A 16,500-nucleotide genomic window follows, 5' to 3' on the forward strand; every position below is an offset into this window, starting at 1 on the left:
CAATTCTACATTATTTTAGAAAGGTTGAACATGGATAGACGAGATTTTATTAAAAGCTCAGCTGTTGCAGCTGCTTGTTCAGCAGCTGGTCTTACTGCGCCTAGCGCATTAAGTGCTGCTAACAAAGAGCAAGATTGGCGTTGGGATAAAGCAGTATGTAGATTTTGTGGTACTGGTTGTGGTATTGTCGTTGCTACTAAAGATGGTAAGATAGTTGCGGTAAAAGGCGATCCATTGGCTCCTGTAAATCGTGGTTTGAATTGTATTAAAGGCTATTTTAATGCTAAGATTATGTATGGTGAAGATAGAATTACTAAGCCACTTTTAAGGGTAAATTCTAAGGGTGAATTTGATAAAAATGGTAAATTCGTTGAAGTTAGCTGGAAAAGAGCATTTGACGAGATGGAAAAACAATTTAAAAGAGCTTATAATGAGCTTGGACCAACTGGTATTGGTGTATTTGGCTCTGGACAATATACTGTCCAAGAGGGATATTCGGCTGTTAAGCTAATCAAAGGCGGTTTCCGCTCAAACAATATTGACCCAAATGCTAGACACTGTATGGCTAGTGCGGTTGTGGGTTTTATGCAAACTTTTGGTATAGATGAACCCGCTGGTTGCTATGATGATATAGAACTGACTGACACAGTAGTATGCTGGGGTGCTAATATGGCAGAGATGCATCCAGTTTTATGGGCTAGGGTGAGCGATAGAAAACTTCAAAATCCAAATAATGTAAAAATTATAAATTTATCTACATTCTCAAATAGAACATCAAATATCGCTGATATGGAGATTATCTTTAGACCACAAACTGACTTAGCTATATGGAACTATATCGCTAGAGAGATTGTGTATAATCATCCAGAAGCTATAGATGAAAAATTCGTAAAAGAGCACTGTGTATTTACAACAGGCCCAGCTGATATCGGCTATGGTATGAGAGATAATATCAACCACCCTAAATATCTACCAAGCGAGCTTGATACTGCAGCCAAAGAGAGATCTAAAGTATTAACTGAAGCTGAAGGCGTAACACTAGCATATTTAGGAATGAAAGCTGGTGATACAATGGAAAATAAACACACAGCCGCTCCAGATGCTCATTGGCAAATTTCATTTGATGAATTTAAAAAGGCTTTAGCGCCATACACACTTGATTTTGTAGCGAAATTAGCTAAAGGTGATGCTAATGAAGATTTAGAAGAGTTTAAGAAAAAACTTCAAACTCTAGCAAATTATTATATAGACCAAAAACGCAAAGTTGTAAGCTTTTGGACTATGGGTATGAATCAACACACTCGTGGTACTTGGGTAAATGAACAAAGCTATATGGTGCATTTCTTGCTAGGCAAACAAGCTAAACCAGGCAATGGAGCATTCTCACTAACAGGTCAGCCAAGTGCCTGTGGTACCGCTAGAGAGGTTGGGACATTCTCACACCGCTTGCCAGCAGATATGGTCGTAGCCAATCCAAAACATAGAGAGATTACAGAGAAAATTTGGAAACTTCCAGCTAAAACTTTAAACCCAAAACCAGGTGCGCCATATATGAAAATTATGCGTGATCTTGAAGATGGTAAGATCAAATTTATTTGGGTACATGTAAATAACCCATGGCACAATACTGCAAATGCCAACCACTGGATTAAAGCAGCAAGAGAGATGGATAACTTCATAGTAGTGAGCGATCCATATCCAGGTATTAGTGCTAAGGTAGCTGACCTTATCTTGCCAACAGCTATGATATATGAAAAATGGGGAGCTTATGGTAATGCTGAGAGAAGAACTCAACATTGGAGACAACAAGTCCTTCCAGTAGGCGAGGCTATGAGTGATACATGGCAATATATGGAATTTAGCAAACGCTTTAAGCTAAAAGAGGTTTGGGGTGAGAAAAAAATCGATAACAAACTAACGCTCCCAAGTGTCTTAGATGAAGCAGCTAAATTAGGCTATACCCCAGAATCAACTCTATATGATGTCTTATTTGCTAATGCTGAGGCTAAATCATTTAGTGCCGATGATGCTATTATAAATGGATTTGATAATACTGAAGTATTCGGTGATAGCAGAAATGTAGTTGGTAGCGATGGTAATGTATTTAAAGGCTATGGATTCTTCGTCCAAAAATATCTTTGGGAAGAGTATAGAAAATTTGGCGTAGGCCACGGTCACGACTTGGCTGATTTTGATACATATCATAAGGTTAGAGGTCTTAGATGGCCAGTTGTAGATGGCAAAGAGACTCAATGGAGATTTAATACCAAATATGATGTATATGCGAAAAAAGCAGCTCCAGATAGCGATTTTGCTTTCTATGGTAACGCAGGTGGTGCTCTACCAAGTGGGGATTTAACCAAAGTTACTAACCCTGAAAAAACATCTATCAAAAATAGGGCAAAAATATTCTTTAGACCATTTATGGATGCACCAGAAACTCCAAGCAAAGAGTATCCACTATGGCTATGTACAGGTAGGGTGCTAGAGCACTGGCATAGTGGTACTATGACAATGCGTGTTCCTGAGCTATATCGTGCTGTTCCAGAAGCGCTTTGCTATATGAATGAAGAAGATGGCAAAAAAATTGGCGTAGCTCAAAATGATGTCGTATGGGTAGAGAGCCGCCGTGGTAAAGTAAAAGCTAGAGTGGATTTCCGTGGTAGAAATAAACCACCTGTAGGCTTGGTATATGTGCCTTGGTTTGATGAAAATGTATATATTAATAAAGTTTGTCTAGATGCTACTTGCCCATTATCTAAACAGACAGACTTTAAAAAATGTGCTGTAAAAGTCTATAAGGCCTAAAATGCAAAGGCGAGATGCTATCAAGACGGGTTTTAGTTTAGTTGGACTTTTAGCTGCTAGCTCATTTGTTTATAAAGAGTATGCAAATGCTAAGCCTGTGCTTAAACTGCGTCCGCCTGCAGCTTTGGATGAAGATGAGTTTTTGACTCGTTGTATTAGGTGCGGGCTATGCGTTGAGGCGTGTCCTTTTGATACGCTAAAACTCGCTGAATTTAAAGATAGTGGCGTAGGTATCGGAACTCCATTTTTTACCCCAAGGGATATTCCTTGCTTTATGTGCGAAGATATTCCTTGCGTAGTTGAGTGTCCAACAGAGGCGCTAGATCCTAAGCTAGTTACAAAAGATGGAGCTTTGGATATCAATATGGCTAAAATGGGTGTAGCAGTTGTTGATGAGAAGAGCTGTGTAGCCTATTTTGGAATTCAATGTGATGCGTGTTATCGTGCTTGTCCATTGATAGATAAGGCTTTATTGATAGATTATAAACGCAATGAAAGAACTGGCAAACATGCATTTTTATTGCCGATTGTAGATAGTGATTATTGTACTGGATGTGGTAAGTGTGAAATAGCATGTATCACAGATAAAGCCGCAATAACCGTGCTTCCAAGAGATATGGTTATGGGTAAGCTAGGTAATAACTATGTAAAAGGCTGGGTAGAAGGTGATGATGCTAAACTAAAAGATGCTGATACTAAAATGCATTTAGATAGCAAAAAGGGTATTAAGTATCTAAATGGAGATGAGCTATGAAATTTACAATTGCTAGAAGAGTAGTTCAATTAGCTATTTTAGGATTGTTTATAGCTGGGAATATATATGGCGTAAATATCTTAAAAGGAAATTTAAGTAGCTCAGAGCTCTTTGGTGTGATCGGACTTAGTGATCCGTATGCTTTGCTTCAGCTATTTTTGGCTGGATTTAGTGTGGGAAGTGCAAGTGTAATTGGAGCTTTGATTATGGTTGTCTTTTATGCTTTGATAGCGCCTAGAGCATTTTGTTCTTGGGTCTGTCCAGTAAATATTCTAACAGATCTTGGTGCATACATAAGAACAAAGCTAAAAATTGGCAAAAATCTAGTTAATATAAGCTCAAATTCAAGATACTATCTATTTGTGCTGAGCTTGGTGTTTAGCTTTGCTTTTAGCATAGCAGCTTTTGAGAGCGTAAGCTATATTGGTGCATTTACTAGAGGTGTTGTATATCTTAGTGGATCGGCTATTAGTATAGCTATCATAATTATTTGTATAGAGGCTTTTTTAGGTAAGCGATTAATATGTGGTCATTTATGTCCTTTGGGAGCATTTTGGGCATTAGTTAGTAGATTTAGCTTAATACGCATCTATCACAACAGTAAAAATTGCACTCATTGTAATAAGTGCAAAGTTGTTTGTCCAGAGATGCAAGTCTTGGATATAGTGGGTAAACAAAGTGGTAATATAAGAAGCGAGTGTATAAGTTGCGGACGTTGCGTAGAGGCTTGCGATGATGATGCACTTAATTTTAGTATATTAAAATTTAGGAGAGAAGAATGAAAAAGGGTTTGCAAAATATTTTACTTAGTGCGACTGCAGCACTAGTTTTAGCAGCTTGTAATTTGAGCACAGGACAAGGCTCAGCAGTAGAAGATACACAAATTGGCCTTAGAAGTGTGGAACTTAAAGATGAAGTTAATGTAAAAAATCCAGTAATTACTTGGAAAGGCGATCTGCCAGGTAACAATGAAGTATATGAAAGAAGCTATGAAAATGCTCCGCCATTAATTCCACATAGCTTGGAGGGTTTGTTGCCTATTACAATAGAGTCTAATATGTGTTTGACATGCCACACTCCAGAAACAGCTAAAGAAATGGGTACAATTCCAGCTCCACAAAGTCACTATATGTACCTATCAACTGGTAAAAAAACAAAAGAGCTAAATACAGAAAGATTTAACTGCGTTCAATGCCACGTACCGCAAGCAGATGCTGAACCGCTAGTTAAAAATAATTTTAAAGCTGATTTTAGAGATGGTGAGGGTAATAGATCATCTAATCTTATTGATGTTTTAAATCAAGGTATTAAATGATAGATAGGCGAAATCTCTTTGCTAAATTTAAGCAAAGAGAGCCTAGACTTATTGCACCACCATATTTTAGCGGAGAGTTTGATTGCATTAACTGCCATGCGCCTTGTGTGTCTAGTTGCCAAAGAGAACTTTTGGAGTTTGATGATGGTAGAATTAAATTTAACCAGTATAAGCTTGGTTGTAATTTTTGTAAAGAGTGCGCTATAGCGTGTGAATCTATAGGTAAGAGTGTGTTAAATTTGGCTTATCCGGCTAAAATAAATGCAAGCGTAGAGATAAATACGGCTACTTGCTTGGCTTGGAATGAGGTTATATGCTACAACTGCTTAGATATTTGTAAATTTAGAGCCATAGAGTATTTAGGAATGTTTAGGCCTACTGTTAATGATAGGTGCGTAGGGTGTAGTGAGTGCGTAAGCGTATGTGTAAATAACTCAGTAATTGTAAGGGGAAATTGATGAGATTTTTTGTAGTTTTATTTATGGCTATTACATTTTTATGGGGTAGTTTTGAGTTAAAATTACCTGCAAATGCTGTAAGTGTCAAGCTTGATAAGGATGAGCTATTAATAGGGCTTGATAATGGTGAGCTTTATAATTATAGCATAAAGACTCAAGAGCTAAATAAGATGATAGATCTACCAAAGTTCTCAAATTATTTTGATAATGATATAGCACCAAAGATTTTTAGTATTGACAAACTTGGCGAAGTGGTAGCTATTTTGTATGAGAGCGATAATGGAACCAAGTCGCTTGGTATTTTAGAAAATGGAAATTTAAAGAGCTTTAAAATGCATACTGATGGAGTTAAAAAGATATTTTTACTCGATAGTAATCATGTAATTTTTGTTACTTTAAGTAGTGAGGTTGAGTATTATAATTTTAGAGAAGGTAAGGTTGTTTTTGAAAATAAATTAACTACTTCAAGCACTGGGGATGCTGCTTTTGACAGAAAAAATGGTGTTATAGCTATTGGGATTGAAGGTGGTGTGATATTTTATTTTGATACTAAGCTTAAAAGAGTTGTAAAGCAGATAAATGCTCAAAAAGATACAATTTATAGCGTTGGTATTGATGACAAATTACTAATTAGTGGTTCTGCTGATAAAAAATCATACTTTAATAACGGCTCCAAAGAGTTTTATTATGAGGCTAAATTTTTAGTATATTGTGTTGGAATAAGTAGTGATAAGGGAGCATTTAGTACAGAAAATAGTATAAAAATTATTGATAAAAATGGTGAAATAATTAAAAATATAGAGTATGATGGAGCTTCATTAAATTATTTAATTTTTAATGATGAGTATCTAATTGGTTCAAGCTATGATAATAAAATATATTTTTGGAGTATGTAATGAATAATATATCAAGTGTGGTTATAACTCTAATGAATCCTAATCTTTGCGAAGAAGTAGCTACAAAAATAGATAAGATTTCAAACTGTGAAGTAGCTGCTAAAGAAAATGATAAAATAGTAGCTGTCATAGAGTCTGCAGATTTAGATGAAGAGTTGGCTACTTTTAGAATGTTAGAACAAATAGAAGGCGTAAGTACCGTAGCTATGATATATAGCTATCAAGATTTAGAAGGCGATATATCTAAAGCCAACTCAAATGATATAGGTAGTATAGTGCGCAAAATAGATGAAATGGATGTTAAAGATATAAAATATAATGGCAATCCAAATATTTGATTTGGATTAATTGTATATAAAACTTAGGTTTTTTAAGCTCCTGTATTGGAGCTTAAATTAGATTGAGTGATAGAATTTGCATATTTTATTAATTCTTCACGCAAAGAGTAGATATCATCTGGCGTTTGAATATCATATCTTTTGTCTTCACCATTTTGGACTATAATAAATTCTATATACATATTTTTTATCCTATTTTGTTATTATTTGATTATCTTCTGCCGTGTTTATGTTGTTTTCTTCTATTTTGGGATTGTTGCGAGTTATTGTGTGATTGATTTTGCCTAATTTGAGCTTGGATACTATCGATTTTTTCATTTGCAATGCTTGCAATTTTTTTGGATAAAAACATATAATCTAGTATTGCTTAAGTTTTAAAAAATACCTTTTTTAGATAGAGTCCATTTGGTGGAGCTGGCATTTTTGTTAGTGGCTTTTGAGCTTTGTGAAGCCCTATAAACTCCTCTAGCTTTTCATCGCTAGTTGCAGCTTTTATAGCGTTTGCGACCATTAGCCTAACTTGAGCTCTTAAAAAGCCATTGGCTCTAAATTTAATAATAGTTAAATTTGGTTTATCGCTATATCTATTTATGCTAAATGCAGATTTTTGAATTTGATACGCATAAGCTTTGTAAATCTCTCTAATAGTTGATTTTTCACCACTTCCAACTTTGTAATATGGTTTAAAATCTTGTTTACCAATAAAGCAAGCAAGTGCTAAATTTAATCTTTTTAAGTCTAAATTTCGATAAAAATATACAAAATCACTCAAAAATGGTGATTTATCACCATGATAGATTATATATCTATACTCTCTAGCAGTTGCGCTAAATCTAGGATGAAAATCTTTATCTACAATCCATATATCTTTAAGATTAATATATGGGCTAAGATGGCGGCTAATTTGATCTTTTAATCTATTTAAATTCCAAAAATCGCCACAATGCACGGTTGATATTTGGTTTAATGCATGAACGCCTTTATCGGTTCTAGAGCCTGATAGTATTGGTTCATAAATTCCTACATGATTTAATGCTTCATTTATAGCATCTTCTACGGCTAGCATATTTGGTTGTGTTTGAGAACCGCTAAATTTAGATCCATCATAGCTATATTTGAGAGCTATTTTCATTAGTATTTTTTTACCACTTTATTTATAAATGCTACTTGACTTAATAAAAATGTAACCACAAAAACAAGCGGAATTCCATAAAATGGATGTTTAGATAGTAGTAAAATTGCTGTAAAATATGCCGATAAAACAGCAAATATTCCAATATATACCATACCTTTTTCATATCTATATGTTACAATTCCAAAGCTTAGTGCAAATAGAGTACTAGCTAGAGGGAATAGGGCGATAAGGCAGTATATTGTAAGATTTTTAGCAACTTTTGGATCGCTACTGGTTTGTTTCCAGTATGCAGTTATACTAAAATTATCATTAGAACTATCTTGTATATTTGAACGAATCGTTAGTAAGTCATATTTTGAAACATTCCATTTGTTATCTTTAATATCATAAATATAGCCATCTTTTAAGATTAAATTTAGTCTTGCATTTTCATTTGTGATATCGCCACTGCTAGCAGTAATAAATCTTTCGTTATCTTTGTTGTGATTATATAATACAATATTTTCATATTTTGAGAGATTTTCATCTATATTTTGCTTATCTATAAATACCATCCACTCGCCAAATTTCTGCCCAAATTCGCTTGGTTTTATATTTAGGCTTAGTTTGGTTTTTTTATATGCTACAAAGTTATTATTTAAATTCATTGCAGTAGGCATTGCAACAAGAGCTATAAATAATAGCGTAATTGATAGTATAGTTGATATTTTTAGAAAAAATTTGGCTATATCTTTTGGATTGTATCCTAAGGTAAATATAACTATGCTCTCATTCTCTCTTGAAAGACGAAAAAAACTCATCGCTAAAGCAACAAAAAATCCAATAGGTATGGTAAAAAGTAGAATTTGCGGAAGCATAAATAGATATAATTTAAGAAGCTCAAAAAAACTAATATCTATATAGCTAGTAATTCTAGCAATTTGGATAAAAAATACAATTGAAACTATTAAAAATAGCGTAGCAAATAAAGAGGCAAAAGTCGATAAAAAGCTACTAAAAAGATATTGATTAACTCTATTCATATTAATCCTAAATTTATATTTGTAAAATTCTTAAGGCTTGCAGCAACGATAAATCCGCCAAAAAGTGCCGGAATAAATGCAATGGTTTTATCTTTTATAGATATGTGGATAAAAAGCTGAACTAATGCGCCTAAAAATAGAGCTATAAATCCCCACTCAAGCCCTAAAATCGCCACCATCGAAGCGATAAAAATACTATCAGCCTCACCCATTGGTTCTAAAATTTGATGGCGTGGGCGTAGCATTAGAGTGCTTTTTAGTATTACCATAATACCAATTATGATAAATGAGTCTAAAATATTGTTAATTTGAGTTATAGAAGCATATAATACAGCCAAAAAATATCCACTCATTAGAAGATAATTTGGAACAGCTTTTAGTCTAAAATCGATCGCCCCAAGGGCATAAAATATAGCAAAAATTAACGCTAAAAGCATAGCTAAGATTAAATTTGATTCTAAAAAAAAGGCAAAAATTGCCAAAAATCCTACTATTAGTTCAGATAACGGATAAAATGACGAAATTTTTGTTTTGCAGTTTTTACACTTTGCTTTAAGCATTACCCACGAAAGTAGAGGTATAAGCTCAGTAGCGCCAAGCTTTTTAGTGCAGCTTGGGCAGCGGCTACGACTAAAGACAAAATCCTCTCCAATAGGTATGCGAGTGATTAAAACTGTAGTAAATGAGCCAAGACATATCCCAAAAATAAAAAATATCAATAGCATTAAATTGCCCCAAATTTACGGTGAATGGATTTAAATTTAGCTATAATTTCTTCAAGTTCTTTGCTGTTAAAATCTGGCCAAAGAGTTGGCGTAAATGCTAGTTCTGCATAGCTAGACTGCCATAATAAAAAGTTGCTAAGCCTTTGTTCTCCACCAGTGCGAATAAGTAGATCTACATCTCCAAAGCTAGCACTATCTAGATGTTTGGCTATGCTTTGTTCTGTAATTTTATATCCATTTTCAAGAGCTAAATTTACAGCTCTTGTAATCTCATTTTGACTTCCATAATTTATTGCTAGGATTAAATTTAATCCATTATTGTTTTGGGTTTTGTTTTTTAGATTTGCTATGGCGTCTTTTAGTTTATTGCTAAATGGACTTAAATCACCTATAGTATGGAATCTAATATTGTTTTGTAAAAAAAGCTCCTCTTTGAGTTTGATAAATTTCAAAAGCAAATTTAGTAAAAAATCAACTTCGCTTTTTGGTCGTTTCCAGTTTTCTGTGCTAAAGGCATAAAGTGTTAAATTTTTTATATTATTTTTAGCACAATATATGGCAATATCATTGACCACATCGGCACCTTTTTTGTGGCCATTAGTCCGTACTAAAGAGCGATTTTTAGCCCACCTTCCATTGCCATCCATAATTATAGCTAGATGATTTAATATATTCATATTGTAGCCTTTATGACTGTTTTTTGCCATAGAGGTGATACTTGTTTAATTTCAAATTCGCATCCTAACTCATCAGCTAAGGCCTTGCTAAGACTAACATAAGGTGAGCTAACTAGGCGAATTTTTCCATCTTTTATAGAGATAATTATTGGTGCAAATAAAGAAAATATCAGATAAATTTTAGGATTTTTCCCAAGTAAAATTTGTATTAATGCAGAACGGTTATCATAATAAAATGGTATATGAAGTATGTTCTCATTTAATGCCATAATCATATCTGCATATATGCTAAATTCATCTTTTGAGATTGGATTTGCCATTTTGGATTTAATATATGGTATTAGCCATGAGAGATTTTGTGAGCTTGCTACCATCTCAATAAGAGCTACTCCATCATCTAAAACTGGCTTTATAATCTCTCTTTTAGTAAGAGAGTTTATACTTATCATACCGCCGCTTTGAGATCCAATATTAGCATAGTATTCGCTTCCTACTTCTAGATCTTTATAGCTTGTAGTGCTGATTGTTTTGGTGCCAAATTTAATATTATAACGATTAAATCTAGTTTGTTCTAATACTTTTATGATAACTGGCAAACTTGAGTTTATTATTGTTGGAATATTATTTGATATTTGAGCAGATTGAATTTTAGATAATTTATTTATCATATATTTTTTGCCAATTTAGTAATTTGTGATGCGATTATCTCTTTTTGTGCTAGGCTTGTTTGTATAACTGTCTCTTTGGTTATAAAGCTTATTTTGGTCTCATTGGAGCCAAATTTAATATCATCTCCTAAGATATTTAAACACACTGCATCAAGATTTTTATTCATTAGCATATTTTTAGCATTATGTAGAGCATTTTTAGCGTCCATTTCCATCTTAAAACCAATTTTTTTACACTTTAAATTTAGATTTTTTAATATATCGATATTTAATTTTAGCTCAATTTTATCTCCCATTTGATCTTTTTTGATCTTGCCATATTTGGGATTAGCACAGATAAAATCACTAACTGCTGCACACATTACTAATATATCATCTGGAGCGACTATTTGCTGATTTAATATGCTATTTAATTGGTCTGAGCTTTTAAATTTGATTATCTTATATGGGGTGTTAAAATCAATAGAGCTAATAAATACAACATCAGCCCCAGCATAGTAAAAGCTATCAGCTAAAGCTTTAGCCATTTTACCGCTTGAGTGATTGGTAATAGCTCTTGCGTCATCTATCTTTTCAGTTGTTGGACCACCAGTGATTATAACCTTTTTACCTTTGTAAAACTCATCTTGGTTTAATACTCTTTTGGCGGTTTCTACAATTAGCCATGGCTCATTTAATGCACCTTTTCCATAATCTCCACAAGCTAAAGTTTTAGTAATTGGCTCAATAATTGTAAAACCATCATTATTTAAAATCTTTAAATTTCGAATTGTGGCTGGATTATCTAGCATATTATTATTAGCAGCTGGAGCTATAATCTTAGGACAAGAGGCTGCTAGAATTGTTTGTAAAAATATATTATCAGCTATTCCATTTGCAATTTTATTGATACTATTAGCTGATGCTGGTGCGATGATAAGCAGATCATTTTTACTAAAGCTTATATGATCTAAACCATTTGTCCAGCTCTCATTAAGCGATGTTAAAACACCATCGCTAAGAGCTTCAAAGCCCACTGGAGTAGCAAATTTAAGAACCCCATCGCTTAGTAGCACTTTAACATTTGCACCATTTTTTTTAAGCAGACTTAAAATTTCATAAGCTTTATAAAAGCTAATACTCCCACAAACTGCTAAGAGAATATTTTTATTTTTCATCTTTTTTACCAAAAAATTTATAAAAGAATCCACTTTTATTATTTTGTTTGGCTCTAGCTATGATTAGGTCGCCTTTATGACTATCGTGTGTTACGCTTGAACCTGCTGCTATTAGAGTATCATCAGCGATATTTAGTGGTGCAATAAGCTGTGTATCGCTACCTATAAATACATTTTTGCCTATTATGGTTTTATGTTTGTTTTTACCATCGTAGTTGCAAGTGATTGTACCACATCCTACATTTGTTCCACTATCAATTTGGCAATCTCCCAAATAGCTTAAATGGCCAGCTTTTACACTATTTAAATTTGCATTTTTAAGCTCTACAAAATTGCCAATGTGAGTAGAGACTATGTGGCTTTTTGGTCTTAGGTGTGCCATCGGACCAATATCACTATCAATTACGGTGCTATACTCTATAACTGAACTGCTTTTAATTATAGAGTTTTTAATAAGACAATCGCCTTTAATCACACAGCCACTCTCTATCTCGCACTCTCCTTCAAATTTGGCTCTAATATCTATAAATACAGTTTGAGGAAGTCTAATGATAACGCCATTTTTCATCAAATTTGCTTTTATCTGCTCTTGCATTATATTTTCAGCTTTGCTTAGAGCTAGCTTGTCATTAATACCCATAAAGTTTTGCTCATTTACTAAGACAGAGCTTACGCTTTTGCCAGCTTTTAACGCTAGTTCTATGGCGTCTGTTAGATAGTATTCATTGCTTGCATTTTGGTTATTTATCTGTGGTAGGACTGAATTTAATAAAGCCGTATCAAAGCAGTAAGCCCCAGCGTTGCATAGATTTATTGCTTTTTCATCTTCGTTGGCATCTTTTTGTTCTACTATTTTGATAACTTGATCGCCATTTTTTACCACTCTACCATATCCAAAAGGATCTTTAGATTCAAAAGCAGCTATAGTTATATCAGAATTTGATTGAGTTAGTGATATTAGTTCGCTAGTTGCAACTAGTGGCATATCAGCGCATATTATTAGAGTTTTATCAAATTTAGGTTTTGCTGCCATTACAGCTCCAGCAGTTCCAGGAAAGTTGATAGTATCTTGAGCGACAATATTTATATTATTAAATTCTCTATTTATCTCTGAGCTTACTTCATCAAATTGATAGCCTAAAACTACTGTTATATCATCAGATATTTGGAGTGATTTTTCTACTACATGAGCAATCATTGATCTACCGCTTAGAGTGTGTAGAACTTTAGATTTAGGTGATTTCATACGAGTACCATTACCAGCTGCTAGTATAATTATTGATATATTTTTCATGATCTTTTCTTTTGGATTAAATTTGACAATATTGTAGCTAAATATGGTTAAAATTGATTAAATCTAAATTACAATCTTAACAATAAATTTACATAAATTTCATACAATGGCAATAAAAAATTCTAAGGAAAATAATGAAAATTTCAAAAAAATTATTAATTATTACCGGTCTTATAGCTGTTAGTGGAGCTATTTTATGGTGGGGATTAAAAGATGATGAGCCAAAAGATAAATATATCACAACAGTTGTTAAACGCGGAGATATCATACAAAGCGTAGATGCTGTGGGTGAAGTTTTTTCTCGTAATTTAGTTGCTGTGGGTGCTCAAGTAAGCGGTCAGATAAAAGAGCTATATGTAAAAGTAGGTGATAGAGTAAAAGCCGGAGATAAAATAGCTCAAATAGATAGCATAAAGCAGCAAAATACGCTCGATCAGCAACTTGCGGCTTTGGAGATTTTAGAAGCGAAGCTAAATTCGGCTAAAATTTCAGTTGATATCGCATTAAAGCAGTATGAAAGGGAGCAAAACCTAGCTAAACAAAACGCCACAAGCCAAGAGAGCTTAGAAAATGCTAAAGATACTTATAGTTTAAAATTAGCTAGTTTAAAAGAGATAGAAGCTCAAATCAAACAAACTGGAATTGAGATTAATACTGCTAGAACAAATTTGGGCTATACTGATATTAGGGCGCCATTTGATGGAGTTGTAGTATCTGTGCCTGTGGAGGTGGGTCAAACTATCAACGCTAATCAAACAACTCCAACCTTAGTAAATATCGCAGATTTAAGCAAAATGGAGATAAGATTGCAAGTTAGCGAAGGAGATATACCAAATATTAAGGTAGGAAATAAGGTAGAATACTCGATTCTTTCAAATAATACTAAAAAATTTACCGCATATATAAGCTCAATTGACCCAGGTTTGACTACTTTAAGTGATGGCAAATACTCCACTTCAAATTCAAATTCAAGCAGTACTAGCTCAAGCTCAGCTGTATATTATTATGCTAAGGTAAATGTAGATAATAGTGATGAGATTTTGCGTATAGGTATGACAACAGAAAATAAAATAATAATTGCTGAAAATAAAGATGTCTTATATCTACCTACAATGGCGATAAAATCAGGTAAAGATGGTAAATTTGTATATATTAAAAATGGTGATAAAATCGAACAAAGAGCTATAACTACAGGAATTACAAATGGTATAAATACACAAATTCTAAGCGGTCTTAGCGAAAATGAAGAGGTAATATATTTTCATCTAAACTCAGCTAGTATGCAAAATATGATGAATGGCTCTAAAAGACCGATGATGAGGTTGTAATGATTAGGCTAAGCAAAATCCGTAAATCCTTCAAAGTCGGTGATACTCAAACAGAGGTATTAAAAGGGATAAATTTAGAGATTAAAAAGGGTGAGTTTGTAGCTATTATAGGGCAATCAGGTAGCGGCAAGAGTACGCTTATGAATATATTGGGTTGTCTAGATACTCCAACAAGTGGTAAATATGAGCTTGATGGTAAAGATATAAGTAAATTTAATAAAGATGAACTCTCAAATTTAAGATTAAAAAAATTTGGCTTTATCTTTCAGCGTTATAATCTACTTAGTTCAAATGATGTCAAAAGCAATGTCGCCTTGCCTGGAATTTATGCTGGAATGAATAAAGATGATAGATTGAATAGATCTAAAGAGCTTCTAGCAAAACTTGGCTTAGAATCTAAAATAGATACTATGCCAAACTATCTAAGTGGCGGTCAGCAGCAGCGTGTAAGTATCGCTAGAGCGCTGATGAATGGCGGGGAGATTTTGCTATGTGATGAGCCTACTGGAGCGCTTGATAGTGCTAGTGGTGTGATGGTAATGCAGATCTTAAAAGAGCTTCACAAAGATGGCCATACAATTATAATAGTAACACATGATAAAGATATAGCTAGTTGGGCAAATCGTATCATAGAGATTAAAGATGGCAATATAATTAAAGATGATATAAAAAATAATCAATGTTACGAAAAAAGCTCTAAAAACATATCTATAGAATCAAATTTCAAAGCTTTAAAAGATCGTTTGTTAGAGAGCTTTATGATGAGTATTGGAGCGATTAAATCGCATAAGCTTAGATCATTTTTGACTATGCTTGGTATTATTATAGGTATTGCTTCTGTAATTTGTGTAGTTGCTTTAGCCAAAGGTAGTGAGCAAAAGATTTTAGCTAATATCAATAGTATGGGAACAAATACAATTACGTTGCATTTAGGTAAAAATTTTGGTGATAAAAATGCTAGAAAGTTAAAAGATTTTAGTATTGAGAGCTATAAGATGCTTGAGAGTCTTAGCTTTGTAGATTATGCTACGCCTAGGATTAATGCTACTGGATTACTCACATATGGCAATAAAAATATAGATGCAAGTCTAAGAAGCGGAAGTGAAAATTTGCTTAATGTCTCTGGGGTAACAATTACGCATGGTAGGGATTTTGAATTTGATGATTTAAGATTTTCAAGATCAAATATTATCATTGATAATTTAGCACAAAAAGAATTTTTTGAAGGTGTTGATCCTATTGGCAAAACAATTATATTTAATAAACAACCTTTTACAATTATAGGAGTAGGATATAAGGATTCAGGCTCATTTGGTGCTGATAATATTACTGTATATCTGCCATATACTACAGCAGTAAATAAATTAACAGGCCAACAAAACATTCGATCAATAATTGTAAAAATTAATGATGAGGTAAATGCTCAAGTAGCTGAGAGCGGGATAATAGAGGCTATGAGTTCTATGCGAGGGACAAAGGACTTTTTTACTATAAATTCAGATACTATTATGCAAACCGTTCAAAGCACTGTAAATTCAATGAGTCTTTTAATCTCTGGAGTGGCTTTTATCTCGCTGATGGTTGGCGGAATTGGAGTTATGAATATTATGCTTGTAAGTGTATTTGAGAGGACTAAAGAGATTGGTATTCGCATGGCAATTGGTGCTAAAAGTAGAGATATTTTACTTCAATTTTTAATAGAGGCGATATTGCTATGTGCTATTGGCGGGGTAATTGGAGTTGGACTAGCATATTTAGTTGGTACTATTATAAATGCTTTAGATACTGGATTTACGATGATATTTAGCACAGCTTCGATTATTATAGCTATTGGAGTTTCTAGTCTTATTGGGATAATTTTTGGTTATATTCCAGCTAAAAATGCATCTAAATTAAATCCAATTGATGCACTACTAAGGGATTAA

The 16,500-nt window shown here is 33.5% G+C and carries 18 protein-coding genes; 9 read left to right on the forward strand and 9 right to left on the reverse strand.

The genetic code is table 11. The features are described from left to right. Positions 1-30: 30 nt before the first annotated feature. The 7 genes from napA to CIGN_RS03515 are packed head-to-tail and all read left to right on the forward strand — an operon-like array spanning position 31 to position 6,569. The gene (napA, locus tag CIGN_RS03485) at positions 31-2,808 is read left to right on the forward strand and encodes a periplasmic nitrate reductase subunit alpha (RefSeq protein ID WP_086302230.1); all 2,778 of its coding nucleotides are present in this window, start codon (positions 31-33) and stop codon (positions 2,806-2,808) included. Between the two features lies 1 nt (position 2,809). After that, on the forward strand, positions 2,810-3,562 hold the full coding sequence (napG, locus tag CIGN_RS03490) for a ferredoxin-type protein NapG (RefSeq protein ID WP_086224629.1): 753 nt from the start codon (positions 2,810-2,812) through the stop codon (positions 3,560-3,562). Then, a complete protein-coding gene (gene napH, locus CIGN_RS03495; protein WP_086302231.1) occupies positions 3,559-4,344 on the forward strand; it encodes a quinol dehydrogenase ferredoxin subunit NapH in 786 nt (261 codons plus the stop codon). Before napG ends, napH begins: the two co-directional genes overlap by 4 nt. Continuing rightward, positions 4,341-4,877 carry a nitrate reductase cytochrome c-type subunit gene (locus tag CIGN_RS03500; protein ID WP_236844787.1) on the forward strand — a complete coding sequence of 179 codons (537 nt, stop codon included), beginning with the start codon at positions 4,341-4,343 and terminating at the stop codon, positions 4,875-4,877. The genes napH and CIGN_RS03500 overlap by 4 nt, the downstream gene beginning before the upstream one ends. Further along, entirely contained in the window at positions 4,874-5,335 is a 462-nt protein-coding gene (locus tag CIGN_RS03505; RefSeq protein WP_086224627.1) for a 4Fe-4S dicluster domain-containing protein, read from the forward strand. Before CIGN_RS03500 ends, CIGN_RS03505 begins: the two co-directional genes overlap by 4 nt. Further along, on the forward strand, positions 5,335-6,231 hold the full coding sequence (locus CIGN_RS03510; RefSeq protein WP_086224626.1) for a WD40 repeat domain-containing protein: 897 nt from the start codon (positions 5,335-5,337) through the stop codon (positions 6,229-6,231). The genes CIGN_RS03505 and CIGN_RS03510 overlap by 1 nt, the downstream gene beginning before the upstream one ends. After that, the gene (locus CIGN_RS03515; protein WP_086224625.1) at positions 6,231-6,569 is read left to right on the forward strand and encodes a chaperone NapD; all 339 of its coding nucleotides are present in this window, start codon (positions 6,231-6,233) and stop codon (positions 6,567-6,569) included. The genes CIGN_RS03510 and CIGN_RS03515 overlap by 1 nt, the downstream gene beginning before the upstream one ends. Before the next feature lie 32 nt (positions 6,570-6,601). Here CIGN_RS03515 and CIGN_RS08185 read toward each other — a convergent pair whose 3' ends face one another. Genes CIGN_RS08185 through glmU form a run of 9 tightly spaced genes read right to left on the reverse strand, consistent with a single transcriptional unit; the run spans position 6,602 to position 13,250 of the window. Continuing rightward, a complete protein-coding gene (locus CIGN_RS08185) occupies positions 6,602-6,751 on the reverse strand; it encodes a hypothetical protein (RefSeq protein WP_180379739.1) in 150 nt (49 codons plus the stop codon). Between the two features lie 29 nt (positions 6,752-6,780). After that, entirely contained in the window at positions 6,781-6,921 is a 141-nt protein-coding gene (locus tag CIGN_RS08190) for a hypothetical protein (RefSeq protein WP_181892523.1), read from the reverse strand. 15 nt (positions 6,922-6,936) lie between these two features. Next, entirely contained in the window at positions 6,937-7,701 is a 765-nt protein-coding gene (truA, locus tag CIGN_RS03520) for a tRNA pseudouridine(38-40) synthase TruA (RefSeq protein WP_086302232.1), read from the reverse strand. Continuing rightward, positions 7,701-8,726 (reverse strand): LptF/LptG family permease, encoded by a 1,026-nt coding sequence (locus CIGN_RS03525; RefSeq protein ID WP_086302233.1) that lies wholly within the window; start codon positions 8,724-8,726, stop codon positions 7,701-7,703. The genes truA and CIGN_RS03525 overlap by 1 nt, the downstream gene beginning before the upstream one ends. Then, entirely contained in the window at positions 8,723-9,451 is a 729-nt protein-coding gene (locus CIGN_RS03530; protein WP_086228936.1) for a prepilin peptidase, read from the reverse strand. The genes CIGN_RS03525 and CIGN_RS03530 overlap by 4 nt, the downstream gene beginning before the upstream one ends. Next, on the reverse strand, positions 9,451-10,128 hold the full coding sequence (gene uppS / locus CIGN_RS03535) for a polyprenyl diphosphate synthase (RefSeq protein WP_086232157.1): 678 nt from the start codon (positions 10,126-10,128) through the stop codon (positions 9,451-9,453). Before uppS ends, CIGN_RS03530 begins: the two co-directional genes overlap by 1 nt. Further along, on the reverse strand, positions 10,125-10,796 hold the full coding sequence (locus CIGN_RS03540; protein ID WP_086224620.1) for a hypothetical protein: 672 nt from the start codon (positions 10,794-10,796) through the stop codon (positions 10,125-10,127). The genes uppS and CIGN_RS03540 overlap by 4 nt, the downstream gene beginning before the upstream one ends. Then, on the reverse strand, positions 10,793-11,953 hold the full coding sequence (gene coaBC, locus CIGN_RS03545; RefSeq protein ID WP_086302234.1) for a bifunctional phosphopantothenoylcysteine decarboxylase/phosphopantothenate--cysteine ligase CoaBC: 1,161 nt from the start codon (positions 11,951-11,953) through the stop codon (positions 10,793-10,795). The genes CIGN_RS03540 and coaBC overlap by 4 nt, the downstream gene beginning before the upstream one ends. Continuing rightward, entirely contained in the window at positions 11,943-13,250 is a 1,308-nt protein-coding gene (gene glmU, locus CIGN_RS03550) for a bifunctional UDP-N-acetylglucosamine diphosphorylase/glucosamine-1-phosphate N-acetyltransferase GlmU (protein WP_181892545.1), read from the reverse strand. Before glmU ends, coaBC begins: the two co-directional genes overlap by 11 nt. A gap of 131 nt (positions 13,251-13,381) precedes the next feature. Between glmU and CIGN_RS03555 the strand changes: the two genes are divergently transcribed. Next, the gene (locus CIGN_RS03555; RefSeq protein ID WP_086302236.1) at positions 13,382-14,575 is read left to right on the forward strand and encodes an efflux RND transporter periplasmic adaptor subunit; all 1,194 of its coding nucleotides are present in this window, start codon (positions 13,382-13,384) and stop codon (positions 14,573-14,575) included. Beyond that, positions 14,575-16,500 (forward strand): MacB family efflux pump subunit, encoded by a 1,926-nt coding sequence (locus CIGN_RS03560; protein WP_086226938.1) that lies wholly within the window; start codon positions 14,575-14,577, stop codon positions 16,498-16,500. The genes CIGN_RS03555 and CIGN_RS03560 overlap by 1 nt, the downstream gene beginning before the upstream one ends.

This window comes from Campylobacter devanensis (assembly GCF_002139915.1).
Classification (GTDB): Bacteria; Campylobacterota; Campylobacteria; order Campylobacterales; family Campylobacteraceae; genus Campylobacter; species Campylobacter devanensis.

Excerpts from the sequence above, each read along its gene's own strand:
- CIGN_RS03510 (WP_086224626.1), top strand. The coding sequence starts at position 5,335 with ATGAGATTTTTTGTAGTTTTATTTATGGCTATTACATTTTTATGGGGT.
- coaBC (WP_086302234.1), bottom strand. The coding sequence starts at position 11,953 with ATGAAAAATAAAAATATTCTCTTAGCAGTTTGTGGGAGTATTAGCTTT.
- CIGN_RS08185 (WP_180379739.1), bottom strand. The coding sequence starts at position 6,751 with ATGTATATAGAATTTATTATAGTCCAAAATGGTGAAGACAAAAGATAT.
- CIGN_RS03525 (WP_086302233.1), bottom strand. The coding sequence starts at position 8,726 with ATGAATAGAGTTAATCAATATCTTTTTAGTAGCTTTTTATCGACTTTT.
- uppS (WP_086232157.1), bottom strand. The coding sequence starts at position 10,128 with ATGAATATATTAAATCATCTAGCTATAATTATGGATGGCAATGGAAGG.
- CIGN_RS03505 (WP_086224627.1), top strand. The coding sequence starts at position 4,874 with ATGATAGATAGGCGAAATCTCTTTGCTAAATTTAAGCAAAGAGAGCCT.
- CIGN_RS03560 (WP_086226938.1), top strand. The coding sequence starts at position 14,575 with ATGATTAGGCTAAGCAAAATCCGTAAATCCTTCAAAGTCGGTGATACT.
- CIGN_RS03515 (WP_086224625.1), top strand. The coding sequence starts at position 6,231 with ATGAATAATATATCAAGTGTGGTTATAACTCTAATGAATCCTAATCTT.
- napG (WP_086224629.1), top strand. The coding sequence starts at position 2,810 with ATGCAAAGGCGAGATGCTATCAAGACGGGTTTTAGTTTAGTTGGACTT.
- CIGN_RS03555 (WP_086302236.1), top strand. The coding sequence starts at position 13,382 with ATGAAAATTTCAAAAAAATTATTAATTATTACCGGTCTTATAGCTGTT.
- napA (WP_086302230.1), top strand. The coding sequence starts at position 31 with ATGGATAGACGAGATTTTATTAAAAGCTCAGCTGTTGCAGCTGCTTGT.
- CIGN_RS03530 (WP_086228936.1), bottom strand. The coding sequence starts at position 9,451 with ATGCTATTGATATTTTTTATTTTTGGGATATGTCTTGGCTCATTTACT.
- CIGN_RS03500 (WP_236844787.1), top strand. The coding sequence starts at position 4,341 with ATGAAAAAGGGTTTGCAAAATATTTTACTTAGTGCGACTGCAGCACTA.
- CIGN_RS03540 (WP_086224620.1), bottom strand. The coding sequence starts at position 10,796 with ATGATAAATAAATTATCTAAAATTCAATCTGCTCAAATATCAAATAAT.
- napH (WP_086302231.1), top strand. The coding sequence starts at position 3,559 with ATGAAATTTACAATTGCTAGAAGAGTAGTTCAATTAGCTATTTTAGGA.
- CIGN_RS08190 (WP_181892523.1), bottom strand. The coding sequence starts at position 6,921 with ATGTTTTTATCCAAAAAAATTGCAAGCATTGCAAATGAAAAAATCGAT.
- truA (WP_086302232.1), bottom strand. The coding sequence starts at position 7,701 with ATGAAAATAGCTCTCAAATATAGCTATGATGGATCTAAATTTAGCGGT.